This is a genomic window from Acidobacteriota bacterium (assembly GCA_018001935.1).
Classification (GTDB): domain Bacteria; phylum Acidobacteriota; class JAAYUB01; order JAAYUB01; family JAAYUB01; genus JAGNHB01.
In genome coordinates, this window is record JAGNHB010000001.1 from 150625 (window position 1) to 169088 (window position 18464).

General features: G+C 67.2%; 14 protein-coding genes. 12 read left to right on the forward strand and 2 right to left on the reverse strand.

The features are described from left to right. Positions 1-208: 208 nt before the first annotated feature. The 6 genes from KA419_00605 to KA419_00630 all read left to right on the forward strand — a co-directional run bounded on the left by KA419_00605 (position 209) and on the right by KA419_00630 (position 10430). On the forward strand, positions 209-2491 hold the full coding sequence (locus KA419_00605) for a hypothetical protein (GenBank protein MBP7864419.1): 2283 nt from the start codon (positions 209-211) through the stop codon (positions 2489-2491). Between the two features lie 67 nt (positions 2492-2558). Continuing rightward, positions 2559-4847 (forward strand): lytic transglycosylase domain-containing protein, encoded by a 2289-nt coding sequence (locus tag KA419_00610; protein MBP7864420.1) that lies wholly within the window; start codon positions 2559-2561, stop codon positions 4845-4847. 20 nt (positions 4848-4867) lie between these two features. Further along, on the forward strand, positions 4868-5752 hold the full coding sequence (gene xerD, locus KA419_00615; GenBank protein MBP7864421.1) for a site-specific tyrosine recombinase XerD: 885 nt from the start codon (positions 4868-4870) through the stop codon (positions 5750-5752). 26 nt (positions 5753-5778) lie between these two features. Continuing rightward, positions 5779-6681, forward strand: coding sequence for a substrate-binding domain-containing protein (locus tag KA419_00620; protein MBP7864422.1), 903 nt, complete (start codon positions 5779-5781; stop codon positions 6679-6681). 84 nt (positions 6682-6765) lie between these two features. Further along, positions 6766-8517, forward strand: a complete 1752-nt coding sequence (locus tag KA419_00625; GenBank protein MBP7864423.1) for a TldD/PmbA family protein — start codon at positions 6766-6768, stop codon at positions 8515-8517. Between the two features lie 11 nt (positions 8518-8528). Beyond that, a complete protein-coding gene (locus KA419_00630) occupies positions 8529-10430 on the forward strand; it encodes a hypothetical protein (GenBank protein ID MBP7864424.1) in 1902 nt (633 codons plus the stop codon). On the opposite strand, the gene KA419_00635 is transcribed toward KA419_00630, so the two are convergent. Together KA419_00635 and KA419_00640 are read right to left on the reverse strand one after the other, a co-directional pair. Beyond that, complete coding sequence (locus KA419_00635) at positions 10424-11650, reverse strand: response regulator (GenBank protein MBP7864425.1); 1227 nt, start codon at positions 11648-11650, stop codon at positions 10424-10426. The two genes, KA419_00630 and KA419_00635, sit on opposite strands and share 7 nt — an antisense overlap. Continuing rightward, positions 11647-12603 carry a phosphatase PAP2 family protein gene (locus tag KA419_00640; GenBank protein MBP7864426.1) on the reverse strand — a complete coding sequence of 319 codons (957 nt, stop codon included), beginning with the start codon at positions 12601-12603 and terminating at the stop codon, positions 11647-11649. Before KA419_00640 ends, KA419_00635 begins: the two co-directional genes overlap by 4 nt. A gap of 274 nt (positions 12604-12877) precedes the next feature. Between KA419_00640 and KA419_00645 the strand changes: the two genes are divergently transcribed. The 6 genes from KA419_00645 to KA419_00670 all read left to right on the forward strand — a co-directional run bounded on the left by KA419_00645 (position 12878) and on the right by KA419_00670 (position 18419). Beyond that, complete coding sequence (locus KA419_00645) at positions 12878-13855, forward strand: ABC transporter ATP-binding protein (GenBank protein ID MBP7864427.1); 978 nt, start codon at positions 12878-12880, stop codon at positions 13853-13855. Then, complete coding sequence (locus tag KA419_00650; GenBank protein ID MBP7864428.1) at positions 13855-14613, forward strand: ABC transporter permease subunit; 759 nt, start codon at positions 13855-13857, stop codon at positions 14611-14613. Before KA419_00645 ends, KA419_00650 begins: the two co-directional genes overlap by 1 nt. A 7-nt stretch (positions 14614-14620) precedes the next feature. Continuing rightward, positions 14621-16174: a Gldg family protein gene (locus KA419_00655; GenBank protein ID MBP7864429.1), complete on the forward strand. Its 1554-nt coding sequence runs from the start codon at positions 14621-14623 to the stop codon at positions 16172-16174. Further along, a complete protein-coding gene (locus KA419_00660; GenBank protein ID MBP7864430.1) occupies positions 16171-16695 on the forward strand; it encodes a hypothetical protein in 525 nt (174 codons plus the stop codon). The genes KA419_00655 and KA419_00660 overlap by 4 nt, the downstream gene beginning before the upstream one ends. Beyond that, positions 16692-17639: a methylenetetrahydrofolate reductase gene (locus KA419_00665; GenBank protein MBP7864431.1), complete on the forward strand. Its 948-nt coding sequence runs from the start codon at positions 16692-16694 to the stop codon at positions 17637-17639. Before KA419_00660 ends, KA419_00665 begins: the two co-directional genes overlap by 4 nt. Positions 17640-18182: 543 nt before the next feature. Next, positions 18183-18419: a transposase gene (locus tag KA419_00670; protein MBP7864432.1), complete on the forward strand. Its 237-nt coding sequence runs from the start codon at positions 18183-18185 to the stop codon at positions 18417-18419. Positions 18420-18464: the final 45 nt, after the last annotated feature.

Consider the following 18464-nt stretch of genomic DNA (forward strand, 5'->3'; position numbering starts at 1 on the left):
GAACATGTCCGATATCGTTTTGTTAACCTTCCTCATCGTGGCAGTGGTGGTCTTCGTCATTCTGTCCATCAAGGTTGCCTGACGGGACTTTCCGGGCTCGGGCCGCAAGGCGGGACCCCGGTGCCGGCGATGGGGGTGAGCCTGGCCGCCGCGAAAGCGGCCGGCCGGGGATCGGATCTAACAACTTCCTCACCTTAGGAGAGCGTGGATGAGCATCGAACCCGAATTTGCACAAAGCCTGGTTCAGGAGCTTCAACAACGGGCGGAAGAGTGGATTGGCCGGTTGAACGAGGACTTGTCCTCCCTCAAGGCTCGTTCGATGGACCTGGTGAATTCATTTGGCAAGACCCTGGCCGAGAACCTTCAGACCGGCGTCGCCGAGGTGGCCGAACGCCAGACGGCGATGATCGTGCAGGTTCGAGAGCAGCTGGATCAGGAACTGGGCCTCGAAAAGCAGAAGGAGCAGGAAAGGGAACTGGAGAAGCAGCGGGAGTTCGAGGCGGCGAAACAGCGGGAGTTGGCCCTTGTCAAGGAGAAGGTCTTCGAGCGGGAAAAGGAGTGGCGCGGCCAGTGGAAGAACGCGCTGAAGAAAATCCGGTCGGCCGTTTCTCAGCGGGACGTCCTGGGTGCCCTTCTGGATGCTTCGCAACTCCTCTCCGGCGCAGGGTTGGTCATGATCGTCAAGCGAGGGGCCGTGACCGGTTGGGACGGGCGGGGCTTCGACGAAGTTTTCCTCGAGAATTTCAAGCTCTACGCCGCGATCGTCGAGGAAGACTTCGCGCTGAACGAAACCACCCTGTTCAAGAACGCCCAGGTGTTTTCCCACGAAAACACGCCCGATTACCGAAGCACCCTGGAAATCCCGGGTTTCCTGAAACCCTCCAAGTTCTTCCTGGCGCCGCTGTGCCTTTTCGATGCCGTTTCCGCCTTTCTTTATCTCGACGGCGACCAGTTGACGGAGGAAGAGGCGATCGTCCAGGGAGACCTGGAACTGCTGATGTCCGTAACCTCGCTGTGGCTGGAAAACCTGGCCATGCGCAAGAGCCTGGGGCTGCCCGTGGAGATCCCGGCCGAGCCGGTCGCCGAACCGGCCCCGGCGGCCGTGGCCGTCGCGGAAGCGGTTGAAGAGGAAACCGTCGAGGAAGTCGTCGAGGAGCTTCCGGAGGAAGCCCCCGCCGTCGAGGAGGCACGGGAGGTCCCGCCCTTCATGGCGGAGATGCCCGTTCCCGAGCCCGTCCGGGAGGTCGAGGAACTCGAGGTGGTCGAGGAATTTCCCTCACCCGTCCCCGAGCCGGTGCAGGAGATCGGGGAACTCGAGGCGGTCGAGGAAATGCCTCCGCCCACTCCCGAGCCGGTGCAGGAGATCGAGGAACTCGAGGTGGTCGAGGCGATGCCTCCGCCTGTTCCCGAACCGGTGCAGGAGATCGAGACGTTCGAGGAGGTCGAGGCGGTCGAGGAGGCGCCGCCGCCCGTGCCCGAGCCCGTCCAGGAAATCGAGGAACTGGAGGGGGTGGAGGAGGCCCCCGAGCCGATCGTGAAACCCGAGGAGGGCAGGGTCGAGGAGAAGGCCGAGGAGGAGCTTCCCCCCGAGGTGTCCGAGCGGCTTCACCGGCTCGAGACCGCGTGGGACCTCTCCGTGACGGAGCCTCCCCCGGCGCTGGAGGAGGAGGAAGCCCCCGCCGTCGAGGAGGCCCTCCCGCCGTTTTCCTACGATCTCAAGCCCGAACCGGTGACGGATTTCGAGCCGGTCATCGAGCCCGAACCGGCCGTTGCGGTTCCCGAGGCGGAGGAAGACCTCTTCCCCGAGGCGGAGGAAATCACCAAGAAACAACTCGGTCCGCCCCCCGAGATCCCCATGATGCTCGAGCTGGAACCCCGGCCCCCTGAGCCCGAGGCGTCCGCCGTGCCGGAGATCGAGATCGACCTGGAGGGTCCCGCCATCGGCGTCTCCCCGGCGGCGCCCTCCCCCTTCGCTCCCCCTGTCGTCTTCGAACCGCCCAAGCCGGCCCCGGTCGAGGAGGTCGAGGAATTCGTCTTCGAAGAGAAGCCCATGGAGGAAATCCTCCTGGAAGAGAAAGCGGAGGAGCGCATTCCGCCCCCGCCGACCTTCACCGCTTTCCGCCCGCCGGAACCTGCGCCCCCTGTCGCGCCCCCCGTCGCGCCCCCCGTGGCCGCCGCCCCCGCGGCCCCGCTCTGGGGTTCCCCGGAGGAAGAGCGGCTGCACGTTGACGCCAAGCGCTTCGCCCGTCTGCTCGTTTCCGAGATCAAGCTCTACAACGAGGAATCCGTCGCGGAAGGTCGCGTTGAAAAGGACCTCTACCGCCGGCTCCGGCGGGACATCGACCGCAGCCGGGAAATGTACGACAAGCGCGTCTCCGGCCAGGTCTCGTCCCGGATCGATTACTTCCACGAAGAGCTGGTCCGGATCCTCGGGGAGAATGACGGCAGCCGGATGGGCACGGAATATCCCGGTCCGCAGATCACGTCCTGACGTGAAAACCCGGTTTCGAGCTTTACCGCCGTTGTTGCGCCCGGCCGCCGCGGCGGTTTTTTCTGCCTTGATTCTCCTCTCCGCCCTCCCTCCGGGCGGCCCCTCCAGCCCCGTGAAGGCCGGCCCGGCGGCGGAGCCGACCGCCGGCTTTTTCCCCACGGTGTCTTTCGATCTCCTCCTGCAACGGGACCCCGGGTTGCGGGCGTTTGCCTCCGCCCGGGAGGAGATCGACCGGCTCCCCGCCGCCGCGGAGCGCACTGAAAGGTGGCGCGGGGTCATCGAACGGAAGGCGGGCCCCGGGGATGAGACCTGCCGCGGGCTCGCCCGGCTCAAACTCGGAGACGCCCTGGCGGGGGAAGACCCGCCGCGGGCCCTGGAATCCTACTGTCACCCCGAGGTCTTCCGGCACACGGCCCTGGCCGGTCCGGCCTTCGAGCGGTTGATGTCGCTGCTCGAATCCCGGCCGGAACTCGCGGACCCGGCCCTCCGCTTGCTGGACGCGGCGAAGGCCGGCGCCCCGGCCGACCCGGAACTCCGTTATCGGTGGGTCCGGCATTGGGCCCGCGCGGGCCGGGCCGGGCCGGTCTCCCGCATTCCCGGCGGGAGTGTGGCTGCCCGCGGGGCAAACGTCGCCTGGCAGCGGTTGGAGTCCGTCCTTTCGGCCCGGGAGGCCGGCAACGGAAAAGCGGCGCGGGACGGGATCCGGGACGCCCTGATGGACATTTCTTCGCCCGCGGCCTGGGATGAGGCGCGTAATCTCGCCGAAGCGGCCTCCGCGAGGGATTGGGCCGGGACGTTCCTGTCGGCGGCGGAGACCGCGGAATTGGGGCGGAAATTCCTGGAAAGCCAGCAGTACCGGCGGTCCTGGCGCTGTTTCTCGGCGGTCTCCGCAACCCCCGCCTTCCGCAAGCTTCCCGTCTCGATGCACCTTTCGGCGGCCCTTTCGGCTTATCGCGCGGGGGAACCGGCCCTTGCCCTGCGCTGGGCGGAAAAGATCAAACCCTCGACGCCCGTGGAGACGGCCGACCGTTGGTGCCTGATCGCCCTTTGCACGAACCGCCTGAAGAAGGTGGACCTCTTCGGGAAGGCCGTCCCCCATGTCCTCGCGCTGGGTCAGGAGTCCGACCTTTACCTCCCGGTTCTGCGGACCCTGGCGTTTGGGGCCGAGATGGACGGTGACCTCGAAGCGGTCCGGAAGCTCTACGGCATCGTCGCGGCCCGGGGGGATTCCCGGGAAACGCGGGCGGAAGCCTGGTGGAAGATCGCCTGGGCGGACTACGCGGAGGGGCGTTTCGACCTGGCGGACGCCGGCTTCGTCCGGGCCCACGGGGAAGACCCCGGGAAGGAGTTCGCCCTGGCCGCGCTGTACTGGCACGGGGTCTGCTCCCTCCGCCGGGCCAACGCCCCCGAGGCGTCCGCGGTGTTCGCCGCCATCCCCCGGGTCTTCCCCTGCTCCTACTATGCCGAGTTGGCCCGTGAGCACTCCTCCCGCCTGGGCCGGATCGACCCGCTCAACGTGCGCACGGCCTACTGGATGGCTTCCCTGCAGGTCCGGTACTTTCCCCCGGTCGAACTGCCGCTGGGGACATGGGTCACCGGGCCGGGCAAGGGGGAACTCGCCTTCCTCCTGCAGTCCTGGGCGGCGGGGTATCCCGACGCGACCCGGCGGCGCCTCCTGGCCCTCGGGGGAGAGAACCCGCCCCGGGACGTCCACGCCCTTCTCTTCGACCTGTCGTGGAAGGCCGGTGACACCTTCCTGCTGATCCGGCATTTCAACCGGGCGTGGCCGGAGGCCTACGGGATGCCCCTCGAAAGCCTGCCGCGCCCCGTCTGGGAAGCCCTCTACCCCGCGCGGTACCGGGACCTGGTCGAGCGGGAACTGGCCGGGAGCCCCGTGGACCCGTGGCTGGTCCTGTCGCTCATCCGGCAGGAGTCCGCTTTCCGCGAGGATGTCCGCTCCGTTTCCAACGCGGTGGGGCTGATGCAGCTTCTGCCCTCCACCGCCGCCGTCGAAGCGCGGTGGAAAGGCCGGACGGCCCCCCTCGAGAAACGCCTCGAGGAGCCCGGGTTCAACATCCGGCTCGGGTGCGGCTACCTGCTCAAGGTGCTCCGCATGATGGACGGGCGCGTGCCGCTGGCCCTGGGAGGGTACAACGGCGGGCCCGGAAGGGTGGTGAAAGTCTTCACGCGCTGGCAGGGGAGGCTGTCCATGGAGGAGATCGTCGAGATGATCCCCATGACGGAGACGCGGAACTACGTCAAGTCCATTTTTCGAAATTACAATTACTACTGCCGCCTCTACCGGGGGTCCCCCGCCGCCATCCGGCCCTTCCTCGACGGGCGGGCCGGTTCCTGAACCCCGGCGGAGGACACCCCATGGCCCGCGACCTGATCGGTGAGTACCTCAACCACCTCCTGGTCGAGAAAGGGTTGGCGTCCAATTCCCTGGCGGCCTACCGACGGGACCTGGCGAAGCTGGCCGGTTTTGCGGGCGAAAGACAGCTGGAACCGGCGGCCCTCACCCGGACGGACCTGCTGGAATTCCTCAAATCGCTCTATCTTCAGAACTACAAGCCGACCTCCATCGCCCGGATGGTCACCTCCGTGCGGGGCTTTTACCGCTTTCTCGTCTTCGACGGTCTCCTGGCCGCGGACCCGGCCCACCTGCTGGAATCGCCCCAGCGGTGGAAGAACCTCCCCAAGTACCTGGACCCCGACGAGGTGACGCGCCTGCTCCTGGCGCCGGGGACCGACAAGCCCGCCGGGGTCCGGGACCGGGCCATCCTGGAGATCCTCTACGCCACCGGCCTCCGGGTGTCGGAGCTCACCGGCTTGCGGGTGCAGGATTTTCAGCCCGAGATCGGCTTCCTGACGTGCATCGGAAAGGGCAACAAGGAACGCATCATCCCCGTTGGGACCCACGCGGCGGACTGGGTCCGGAGGTATCTCCGGGAGTGCCGCCCCCTGTTCGTGAAGCGCCCGGTTGCGGTCCTCTTCGTCAACCGCAGGGGGGTCGGCTTCACGCGCCAGGGAATCTGGAAGCTGGTCCGGGACTGCGGCCGGAAGGCGGGGATCACCAAGCCCCTCACCCCGCACGTGCTCAGGCACTCCTTCGCCACGCACCTCCTGGAACACGACGCGGACCTGCGCTCGGTGCAGATGATGCTGGGCCATGCCGACATCTCCACGACCCAGATCTACACGCACATCACGCACCAGCGCCTCAAGGCGGCGTACCTGAAGTTTCACCCGAGGACGTAGGCTTTCGAAATGCAGGAGGTTGAGGGATGCGAGTCGTAACGACGGGGAGGAAGAGGGTCCCAAGGGCCCCGGCGCGGCGCCTTTCCGCCCGGGTGCGGGCCGTGCTGCCTGCGGCGGGCCTCGTGGCGGCCCTGGCCCTGGGGCTCGGCGGGTGCGGCGGGCAGGCCCCGGCGGTGCGCGTCGTCCGGCTGGCCACCACCACCAGCACGGAAAACTCCGGTCTGCTGGCCTGGCTGCTGCCGAAGTTCGAGAAGGATACGGGGATCCGGGTGGACGTGATCGCCGTCGGTTCGGGAAAGGCCATGGCGTTGGGTCGCACCGGTGACGTGGACGTCATCCTGGCCCACTCCCGGGAGGACGAGGAACGGTTCATGCGGGAGGGGTACGGCCGCTACCGCCTGGACGTCATGTACAACGACTTCGTCCTGGTCGGGCCCCCGGCGGACCCGGCGGGGGTTCGCGGCACCCGGGCGGCGAGCGCGGCCTTCAAGGCCATCGCCGCCGCCGGTTCCCCCTTCGTCTCGCGGGGAGACGAGTCCGGGACCCACCAGGCGGAGCGGAAATTCTGGGAAGACGCCGGGGTGACCCCCGGCGGGCCGTGGTACGCCGAGGCCGGGCAGGCGATGGGGGCGGTCCTGCTCATGGCGTCCAACCAGCAGGCCTATGCCCTGACGGACCGGGCGACCTACCTCAAGATGAAGCCGAAACTGGAACTCGAGATCCTCCTCGAGGGCGACCCCGCGATGTTCAACCCCTACGGCGTGATCCCGGTCCGCCTGGCGAAATTCGGCCGGCCGGAAAAGCCGGAGGCCGAGATCCTCGCCCGATGGCTGGTTTCCCCCGCAGGCCAGACAGCGATCGCGGAATTCGGGGTGGCCGCCTGCGGCAAGCCGCTCTTCTTCCCCAATGCCCCGGGGACGGGCCGCTGAGTTCCGGGGAAGCGATTCAGCGCGAAACCTCCCGGTTCCCGCAACGTATTGGTAATTTCGCAAATTTCCGACAGGAGGAAATCGATGCTCGATTATTTCCGCAAGGGACGGCCCGGCCTCCGGTGGACGGCGCTCGCCGTCCTCCTGGCGGCGGGTTTTTCCGCCCTGCCCGCGCAGGACAAGTTGCTCGACGTCCTGGCCGCCGAACTGCAACGGGAGATGGACGCCCTGAAGAAACAGGAAACCGCGCCCTACTACCTGGCCTACCGGGTGGACGAGGTCCGCCGGGTGATCGTGTCGTCGTCTTTCGGGGCCCTCACCCAATCCGACGAGACCGTCAACCGCTACCTCACCGTGATGGTCCGGGTCGGCGAACCGAAGCTCGACAACACCCACTCCCTCCGTGGCGACATGATGGAGGGGCTCCTCTCACGGGTGCCCGTCCGGGTCGCCCTGCCCCTGGACGACGACGCCGACGCCATCCGGGCGATCCTGTGGAAAGAGACCGACAGCCGGTACAAGGCCGCGGTGGACCGCCTGGCCAAGGTCAAGGCCAACGTGGCGGTCAAGGTGGAGCAGGAAGACAAGTCCGCCGACTTCACCCTCACCGGGTCCCCGGCGGTGCACTTCGAACCGCCGGTCGCGGCCGTGTCCGTGGACCGGGACGCCTGGGCGGCCCGGGTGAAGGCCTACTCGGCCTGCTTCAAGGAGAACCCGAAAGTCGCCGAGGGGGATGCCGGATTCAGCTACACCACGACGCGCAAGTACTTCGTGTCGAGCGAGGGCGTCCGGGTGGTCCAGAACACCGCCGGCGCCTACATCCGCATCAACGGGAGCACCAAGTCCGACGACGGGATGGAACTGCCCCTTTACCGGACCTTCTTCGCCTACACGCCCGAGGGCCTTCCCGGCGACGCCGAGGTGCTCGCCGAGGTGAAGGCCCTGGTCAAGAAACTGGAAGCCCTCCGGACCGCCCCCGTGGTGGACCCCTACTCCGGGCCCGCCCTCCTCTCTGGCAAGGCCTCGGGGGTCTTCTTCCACGAGATCTTCGGTCACCGCATCGAGGGGCATCGGCAGAAGAGCGAGGACGAGGGGCAGACCTTCAAGAAGAAGGTCGGGGAGAAACTGCTCCCCGAATCCCTGACCGTCCTCTGCGACCCGCTCAGGAAGCAATTTGCGGGGCAGGACCTCTGTGGGTACTACCTGTTCGACGACGAGGGGACGAAGGCGGAACGGGTCACCATCGTCGACCGGGGCGTTCTCCGGGATTTCCTCATGTCCCGTTCCCCCATCGAGGGGTTCCCGCGTTCCAACGGGCACGGCCGATCGGAGGCGGGATACGCCCCGGTGGCTCGCCAGTCCAACCTCATCATCGAAACGGAGGGGAAACTGAGCATGGACGACCTGCGCAAGCGCCTCGTCGAAGAGTGCCGCAAGCAGGGGAAGCCCTTCGGGCTGCTCTTCCAGGAGGTCACGGGGGGCTTCACCATGACGGGCCGTTACATGCCCAACGCCTTCAACGTGACGCCGGTGGAAGTCTACCGCATCTACGCCGACGGCAAACCCGACGAGCTGGTCCGGGGGGTCGACCTGGTGGGGACCCCGCTGGTGATCTTCAGCAACGTGGAGGCCGCCGGCGGCGACACGGGCGTCTTCACGGGGACCTGTGGCGCCGAGTCCGGGGGCGTTCCGGTCACGTGCGTTTCACCCACGCTCCTGATCCGGCAGATCGAGGTTCAGAAAAAGGACAAGTCCCAGGAAAAACCGCCCCTCCTGCCGAGGCCCTGCGTGGAAGGTATCGACGGGACGGCCGTCTCCGCCGTCACCACCCGATGAGAGGAGGACTCATGACGAACGTACAGAAAACGGCCCGCCGGGCCCTGGCCCTGCTGGCGCTCCTGGCCCTGGCGGCGCCCGCCCTCGCCCAGGACGAGGCTTCGCGACTGGCGATCCGGAAGGCCATGAAGGATGAACTGCAGCGGAACCGGGAGCAGCTTGCCCTGCCCGGGCTGCAGAAACCGTTCCAGATCGTCTACCGTCTCAGGGACATCGACACCACCGTGATCCGGGCCTCCCTGGGCGCTCTCGTGCAGTCCCAGTCCCAGCATCGGCGGGATCACCGCGTGGATGTCCTCGTCGGGGATTACTTTCGGAACAACCTCAATTTCTTCGAGATGACGGGCGGCATGGTGGGCCGGATGGTGATGCGGGGCGGTGGCGGCGGCGCCGAGATCCCGATCGAGAACGACGTGTCCGTGATCCGGACGGCCCTGTGGTCCTCCACGGACGAGGCCTACAAGGAGGCCGCGGAGGAGTTCGAGCGCAAGATGTCCGCCGTGTCCCAGCAGAAGCTCACCGAGGAAATGGCCGCCCTTCCGGACCTCTCCAGGGCTGAACCGGTCACCCGCGTGGAGCCCCCGCGGCGTTTCAGTGTCGACAAACCCCACTGGGAAAAGGTGGTGCGTGAATTGTCCGGGGCCCTGCGGAAGTACCCCGACGTCCAGGCGTCCTCGGTCTGCGCCTGCTTCATCCAGACCGATGCCTCTCTCCTCTCCACCGAGGGGATCGAGACCGTGGTCCCCGTCACCCTGGCCGTGGTGAAGGCCGACTTCTCCACCCAGTCCGACGACGGGACGCCCCTGCGGGACTACGTCTGCTTCCTGGGGCCGACCCCGGCCGACCTGCCGTCCCCGGACAGCATGAAAGCCTCCCTCGAGCAGGGGGTGGCCCGGTTTTGCGAACTTCGCACGGCACCGCTCTTCGACGGGTCGTACAGCGGCCCCGTCCTCTTCGAGGCGGAAGCCGTGGGCGAGCTTTTCGGGCAGCGTCTCTTCTCGGCGTCCGCCCCGGGGTTGATCGCCGCCCGGAAGCCCGTCTGCGACAACCCGCAGGCCGCCCGGATGGTGGAGATGATGTCGGGCAAGTCCCTCGAGGACAAGCTCGACACCCGGGTGCTCCCCAAGGAGTTCTCCATCGTGGCGGTCCCGGGGCTGCCGTCCTTTGGGGATGTCCGCCTGGTCGGGACGTTCTCGGTGGACGCCGAGGGGGTGGTCCCCGCCGAAAAGCTGACCCTCGTGGAGGGGGGGATCCTGAAAAATCTGCTCAACGGGCTCATCCCGACGCCGAAGTGCCCGAAGAGCACGGGGCACAGCCGCCTGGTGATCAACCCCATGGCCCCCGCCGAAGCGGTCGGGCCCGGGGTCGTTTCCGTCGAGACCACGGGCACGGCCCCGAAGGACGGGCTCAAGGCCGAGCTGCTCCGGCTGGCCAAAGAGGCCGGTTCCAAGCAGGCGTACATTGTCCGCAAGCTCGCGAACCCCGCCATGGAGTCGAAAGACCTGCAGGGCCTCGTGGCAGGCCTGATGATGCGGATGGGGAGCGAAGCCGGCGAGGACAGGATCGGTGAGCCCGTCTACGTCTACCGCGTGGACGTGGAGACCGGGAAGGAGGAACCGGTCCGCGGCTGCACCCTCGCCGGGGTTCCGGTGAGCGCCCTGCGCCGGATCGCCGGCGCCGACGCGGAACGGCTTGCCTACAACACCCTGGTCCCGGCCTCGGCGGGGGACAGCGCCGCGAGCGGCATCCTCTCCCTGTTCGGCGGCGGGGGGGGCGGCGGCGGCTGGCGCCCGTCGGGCATCCCGGCTTCTTTCATCGTGCCCCGGGGCCTTCTGTTCGAGGAACTGGACCTCAAGAAGGAAAGCCGGACCGCGACGCCCCGGCTCCCGGTCGTGGCCTCACCCCTTCAGTGATCCGCCTGTTGGTCGCCCGGGGCCGGAGCCCCGGGCGGCCAGGCGTCCGACAGGACCTGCCGGACCTTTTCCAGCAGTTCCCGGGGCGAGAAGGGTTTCTGGATGAACTGGAGCCCGGGCTCCAGGACGCCTTCGCCGCCGATGGCCTCGTGGGCGTAACCCGACATGAACAGCACCCGGGCATCGGGCCGGATCTCCTGGAAGGTGCGCGCCAGCTCGGCGCCGGAGATCCCGGGCATGATCACGTCGGTGAGCAGCAGGTGGATGGGCCCCTTGAACTGCTTCTCGAGAACGAGGGCGGCGTCCCCGTTGTCCGCTTCCAGGACCCGGTAGGCCATGGCGCGGAGAAGGTCCTTCACCAGGGCCCGGACACTCCCGTCGTCTTCCACCAGGAGAATGGTGAAGCCCTCGGCGGGGGCCGGCGGGACGTCGGCCAGGCTGATCTTCACCTCGGCGGGGTGCGGCACGCGGGGGAGGTAGACGCTGAAGGTCATCCCCGTCTCACCGGCCGAGGCGGCTTCGACGAACCCGCCGTTCTGCCGGACCGTGACGAACATCGACGCCAGCCCCATCCCCCAGGGGTCCGTGTCCGGGGGCAGGAAATCGGGGCGACAGGGCAGGCGGCGGAAATCCTCCTCGGTTCGGTGGCCGGTATCCGAAACCTGGAACCCGACGTAAGGCCCCGGATTGACCAGCTGTTCAGCGGCCCGGGTCTCATCGACTTCGGCGTTGTGGGTCCTCAGGATGAGCCGTCCACCGGCCGGCATGGCTTCCTTGGCGTTGAAGACGAGGTTGAGGACGACCTGGTCGAGCTGTCCGCGGTCGATGGACACCCACCCGAGGTCGGAGCTGAGCTCCGAGAGCATCGAGATGTTCTCCCCGACGAAGCGCCGCAGGATTTTCTCCAGTTCCCCCACCACCATGTTCACGCAGAGGACTTCCTTCTGGATGTGCTGACGGCGGCCGAAGGCGAGCAGTTGGCGCGTGAGGGAGACCGCCTTCCCGCCGGCCTCGCGGATCTGGTCCAGGTCCTTCTGGATCGGGTCGTCCGGCCGGAGCTTGAAGGAGATCAGCTCCGCGAAGCCCAGGATCGCGGTGAGGAGGTTGTTGAAGTCGTGGGCGACACCGCCGGCCAGCCTCCCGAGCAGTTCCATCCGTTGGGACTGCGGGGATTTCTCCGGGTCGGTCGGTGGCGGCGGGTAAGGCGGCAGGTCTTTCACGCGATGCCTCCGAGTGTGCAGGGGTTTCTCCCGGGCGGTCCCGGCCGGTCGCCGCTCAACAGGCGGTAGAGCGGGGCGGCCGACGCCGCGCAGAAAAGGTAGGCGGCCAGGCCCGCGACGAGGTCGACCGCGTAGTGATAGCGCAGGTAGAGGGTGGAGAAGATCAGGGCGATCCCGACGGGCAGGAGGACGTAGAAGAGTTTCCGCGTCTTGCGCCAGGCGAAGTGCAGGAACACCAGGGTCATCATGGTGTGCCCGGAGGGGAAACAGTCCCGGTGGATCGACTCCAGGCGCGTCTGGAGCGCGGAAAGGCCCCCGTAGGCCCAGACCCCCTCCAGGGGGAAGGCGTAGTGCCCGTGCAGCCCGAAGGAAGGGCTGATGGCCGGCAGCAGGAAGTACCCCAGGTAGGAGAGGCAGAAACCGTAGCAGACCAGGAAGACGAACTGGTCGTAGTCGCCGGTTCGTCCCCGGAGGAAGAGGGCCAGGCCGATGGTCACGGGGATGAAGTAGAAGCTGGAGTAGACCAGTTGAAGGGCCTCGGTGAGCACCGGGTGGTGGGTTGCCTGGAGCGCGACGGAAGGGTGGGCGCCGAAAAGGGCGAGGTCCCAGGACCTGAGCAGGGCGTCCCCGTCCCGGGCGCTGTGGACGGAGACCACCTTCCCGACGGCCATGAAGAGCAGGGGGATGGCGGCCACGGGGTACCAGACGCGCAGGATGCGGAGCGGCAGGCTGCGGCTGGGGAAGGGGAAGCGCCCCAGCACCAGGATGAAGAGGAGGAACAGGCCCAGGGCGGCCACCTGGAGGCCGGCGTGCTCCACGGCCCGTTGACGGGTCAGGGTCATCAGGATCGTGAAGAGGGAGAAGACGAAAAGGACCTTGTCGCCGGGCCGGAGACCCCCGGGGGCGTAAGGCCGGTCTCCCGACGAGTTGGCGCTCTGATTCCCGTTTGCCATCCGAAGGATCCCGTCATTCGATTCCCGCCGCCCGGATGCGGGCGGTCGGACAGGGATAGTATACAACAGTTGACGTCCCGGCAAAAAGGACCAACGCCCTCCGGGTGACGGCTCAGCCACGGGTTTTCCAGAGACCTTCCCCTTCGGTCCCCCGGTCGTTGCGAGACCGTCGACGGTTGAAAACGGTGCCGCCGGCAAAAACGCAAGACAAGAAAACCTCGAAAACAAACCGGCGGGCGTGGTAAAATCCCCCTCTTGGTCCGGGAAGGGGTTGATGATCGAAGTCACCGAGCTTGTCAAGAAATACGGGGCCCTGACTGCCGTAAACGCCATTTCCTTCAACGCCCGCCGGGGAGAGGTTCTCGGCCTCCTCGGCCCCAACGGGGCGGGGAAGACATCCACGCTGCGGATGATCTGCGGGTTCACCCGCCCGACGAGCGGCACCTGCCGCGTCGACGGGATCGACGTGGGGGTGAACCCCCTCGACGCGAAGCGCAGGACCGGCTACCTTCCGGAGAATCTGCCGCTGTACCCTGAAATGACGGTCACGGAGTACCTCACCTTCGTGGCGGGGGTCCGGGAGGTCCCGGGCCGCCGGCTTCGCGCCGCCGTGGAGAGCGCTGTGACGGGGTGCGGCCTGGAGCCGGTTCGCCACCGGGTCATCCGGAACATCTCCCGGGGTTTCCGCCAGCGCACCGGCCTGGCGCAGGCCCTGATCCACGAACCGGGGGTGCTGGTCCTGGACGAGCCCACCATCGGCCTGGACCCCGTCAGCATCCTGGACGTCCGCGCCCTGATCCGCCGGATGGCCGGGAAGGGGACCGTCGTGCTCTCCACGCACCTGCTCCACGAGGCCGAACTGCTCTGCGATCGCCTGCTGATCATGGACGGCGGGAGCATCCTGGCGGAGGGCCCCCCGGCCGAACTGGTCGGGAGAGCGTCCGGTCCCCTGAGCTGCGAGTGCCTCCTGGAAGGGGAGCGCGAGGTCGTCGAGGCCATTCTCGAATCCGACTCCCTGTTCCGGGGTTTCTCCCTGGACGCCGGCTCCGAGGGCCTGTGGCGGTGCCGCTTCGACATCGCCGAGGCGGGGATGCGCGCCGAGATCGTCCGGCACATCCTGGACGCCGAGCTGAAGCTCTGCGGGTTCCGGCTCCTGAAACCCACGCTGGAAGAGGTCTTTCGGGCGGTCATGGACGCGAAGCCCGCCCCGGGAACGGTCCCCGCCGCCGGGCGCGGCGGGGGGGAGGCGTGATGTCCCTTCGAAAGATCCGGCTCGTCTTCATGAAGGACCTGCGCGCGGGCATTTTCTCCCCGGTGACCTGGGTCGCCGTGGTGGTCTTCGGCCTGCTCTGCGCGTTCATCTTCCAGGTCTATTTCTTCAAACTGCTGGAGATGGCCCGCCAGGCGGACCGGACCCTGGACGCCCCTTACCTCCTGGCCCGTTCCTACAGCGGTTTCGTCGGGAGCCTGATCCTCTTCGTCATCCCCCTTCTGACCATGGGGGCTTACTCCGAGGAGAAGCGGCACGGCACCCACGAGCTTCTGTTCACCCTGCCCCTGACCAGCCTGGAGATCGTCGTGGGCAAATTCCTGGCGGGTTTCGTCATGGTGCTCCTGCTGCTGTTCCAGGCGATGCTGTCCATGGTGCCGCTGTTCTTTGTCGCCCATCCCGCGGTGATGCCCCTGGCCTGTGCCCTCCTCGGCCTGGTGCTGTTCTCCGCCGCGATCCTCGGCATCGGGCAGGCCCTCTCCGGCCTTACGGACAACCAGGTCGTGGCCGCCTGCTCGACCTTCGCGCTCATGCTGCTCCTCTTCCTCTTCGATCGGTACAGTTCGGGCACCACCCTGGGGGTTGAGGGCGTGATGGCCTACCTGTCGCCCCTTCACCACCTGGACGACTTCCTGAACGGGGTCCTGGACCTCTCCCACACCGTGTTCTTCCTCTCCGTCCTGGTCGCCGGGCTCTTCGCCACGCACCAGGCGGTAGAGGCCGAACGGAACCGGAGGTGAGGCGGCCATGCTCCACCGGATCCTCTTCGTCTCGGGGCTTTACCTGCTGTTCAACATCCTGGTCCATTTTCAGGTCCTGAAACGGTGGACCCTGCTGCACAGCACCCTGTCGGCGCTGAGCGCCCTCCTGCTCATCGCCGGGCTTTTGGTGAACATGGACCGGATGGCCGACCGTTATCGTTCGGGGAGAGGCCGTCACGGCGGACGGAGACTCCTGGCCGGTGTCGCGATCGCAGTGATCCTCGTCTGCCTGAACGTCCTGGCGGTCCGTTACAACGGGCGGTACGACACCACGCCGGGCCGGTATTTCTCCCTTTCCACCCCCACGGTGAACCTGCTGCGCACCCTCCGGCGCCCGGTCACCCTGCACGCCTTCACCTCCGGGGACAACGTGGAGACCCTGAACATGCTCCACAATTTCGGCATGGGTTCCCGCTGGGTCCGGTGGGAGATGCTGGACGCGGAGAAGGACCCCGACAGCGCCCGCCGCCTCGGGGTCGAACGAAACGCGGTGATCGCCGTGGAGTCCGGGGAGCGGGTCGAAACCGTGGCCATCCGGGGAGACGGGACCGTGGACGAGGCCCGGCTGGCTTCCGCCGTCCAGAGTGTCCTGGAGCCCGTCCGGAAGAAGGCCTGCCTCACCCGCGGCCACGGGGAAAAAATCACGCTGAACGACAACCCCGGGGTCGTGGCGGCCTTGACGGACTTCCACTACGCGGTCGAGGACGTGGACCTCGGAAAGACCGGCGTGGTCCCCCCGGATTGCCGGTTCCTGCTGATCGGGGGCCCGGAAACCGCTTTCACCCCGGCGGAGGTCGAGGCGGTGCGGGCTTACGTCCGCCGGGGCGGGGCCCTGATGGTGCTGCTTGACCCGCCGCCGGGGGACCCGTTCGCGGAGATCCTCTCGGACTGGCGGATCGAGGCCCGGACGGACGTGGTCATCGACCCCCGGGAGGGGGAGATCCTGCTCAGCGGTGCGGGCGCCATCCCCAAGGGGATCGAGATGTCCGTGATCGAGCGATTCCCCTCGCACCCCGTGACCCAGGGCCTCCGCGAACTCCTCCTGTTCCCCATCGCCCGGTCGCTTTCCTACCGCGGCGGGGGGAACGAGGTGGAGGAACTGTCCGCCCCGCTCGCCGTGCTGGACGTCCCGACGGCCTGGGGGGAATCGGACATGGACGACCTGAGAAGCGGCACCTTCGAATTCAACGAGGGGACCGATTTCCGGCCGCCGCTGGTCCTGGCCCTCGCGTCGCGCAAGGCGCCCCTGGGCCCCGGGGGGCCCGTTTCGCGGATGGTGGTCGTCTCGTCGGCGGATTTTTTGGACGACCGCTGCATGAACCCCGCGCTCTCCAACGCGGAATTCTTCACCCGTTGCGTCCACTGGCTCAGCGGGAACGAATGGCTCCTGTACATCCGGCCGCGGCTCCAGGCCCGGGTGGGGTTCGACCTGTCGCCCCGGCACGAGCGGCTGTTCTACTACCTCGTCATGGTCCTGCTTCCCCAGCTCCCCCTTGTCGCGGGGGCGGCGTGCCTCGTCCGCCGCTGGAAGCGGCAATGAACGCACGCACCGCGATCCTGCTGGCGGTCGCCGCGGTCGTCCTGGCCGTCCTGGTGCTCGTCTCGCAACGCCGTGAGGCCCCCGTCCAGGCCCCGGTGCGGGTCCTTTTCGACGTCGAGGCGGACCGGATCAGCCGGGTGACCATCTTCGAGGGGGAGACCCGGGTGGCTGCCCGCCGGAAAGGCCGGGACTGGATCCAGGAGTACCCCGTCTCGGGCCCCACCGATTCGGGGCTCTGGAATGACCGCTGCCGGGCCCTCGCCCGGTTGGAGTACGACAGGGCGTTCAAGGTGCCCCCGGAGTCGCTGGGGGCCTACGGCCTGGACCCGCCCGTGAGCGTGGCGGTCTTCGAGGTGGATTCCGGGAGGGTCTTCAAGGCCGAGTTCGGCAAGGAGAGCCAGGCGGGGCCGCGTTCGTTCGCCCGCCTGCCCGACGACCCGCGGGTGTTCATGGTCTTCCGGGCGGCCCGGGACCACTTCCGGATCAAGATCGACCGGGATTTCATCGGAGGAAAGAAGTGAAAATCATCGAACTGGTGAAGAACACGACCAAACCCATGCTGTCCTTCGAGATCACGCCGCCCGAGAAGGGGCGGGGCGTGCAGGAGATCTTCCAGACGCTCGACGCGTTGATGCCCTTCACCCCGCAGTTCGTGAGCGTGACCTACCACCAGCCCCACGTGGTCTACGAGGAGCGCGACGGCGTGATCCAGCGGGTCCCGAAGCGCAAGAAGCCGGGGACGGTGGGGATCTGCGCCTCCATCAAGCACCGTTACAGCGTGGAACCGGTCCCCCACTTCATCTGCGGGGGGTTCGACCGCTACGAGACCGAGGACGCCCTCATCGACCTCCAGTACCTGGGGATCGAGAACATTCTCGTCCTGCGGGGAGACCCGCCGCCGGGGCAGAAGACCTTCATCCCCGAGAAGGACGGACACGTCCACGCGTCCTCCCTGGTGGGCCAGATCGCCGCCATGAACCTGGGGCATTACCTCGAGCCCCTGGACGGCGCCGAGCCGAGCCGCTTCTGCATCGGCGCCGCCGCCTACCCCGAGAAGCACTTCGAGGCGCCCAACGCGGAGAAAGACCTGGAATGGCTCAGGCACAAGGTGGACCAGGGGGTCGATTTCCTGATCACCCAGATGTTCTTCGAGTCCCACTATTTCCTCGACTTCGTCTCCCGGGCGAGGGAAGCGGGGATCACCGTCCCCATCGTCCCCGGCATCAAGCCCATCTCCAGCCGCCGGCAGCTCTACGACCTCCCCGGCACCTTCCACGTCAACGTGCCGAACGCATTCCTCCAGGCCATGGAAAACGCCCGCTCCCCGAAGGAGGAGTTCGACCTGGGCGCGAAGTGGATGGCCGGCCTCGTCGGGGAACTGCTCGAAGCGCGCGTCCCGGGGGTCCACGTCTTCACCATGGGCAAGGGCGCCGCCACCAAGGCGCTGCTCAAGCGGGTGTTCTGACCTTCGTCACCGGGCACGGACGCACCGGGGTGGGCCGGAGAGGGGATTCTATTTCGAACGTGTCAAGCGTTGACGCGGTCGCAAAAAGTACCATCACCCTCCGGGTGATGGCCTCAAATGTCCAGTCTCCAGACCATCACCCCCCGGGTGATGACTCAAACAAAGGTCTTACAACCACTTTCCCGTTCGATTGACGACTTTTTACGAACCCATCAAGCGCTGATGCTCCCCTGATGGGTCATTGCCCCCCGGAAACAGCTTAAAACCCAGCCTTTCATCTCGCGTCCCGCCCGGATCGCGGCCTTTGCGTCCCCACCCCATAGGGGTGAAACATTTGTAGTCAAAGCGCAGATTTTTAAAGAATTCGCCCCGCGCGCCGCCGGGGGTGGATCGTGCCGCGGGGCGCCATGTCGGGCCGGCGGCGCGCTGGGCGGGGGAGACGTGGCCCCGCCCCAAGCTACAAATGTTCGCCCCCTACGGGGGCGGGGACGGTCGACCGCGGGGCGAATCTTCACCCGGATTTACATCCCTTTTGTCTTCGCCGTGAGCGGACGGTGTAATTTCCTCCACGGGGGCCGACTGGACGACGTCTGCCGGTACATCACCGGCATCGTGCAGAATCAGGGCCACAAACTTCTCGCCATCGGGGGCATGCCGGACCACCTCCATGTCCTCGTCGGCCTCAACCCTTCCGGGGCGATCTCCGCCCTGGCTCGTGACATGAAAAGCGGATCCACCCGCTTCATCAAGGAGTCATGGAACTTCCAGTTGGCGTTCTGACGCAGGGTTGAAACCGGAACAACCCCCGACGTCATTCCCGAGGGC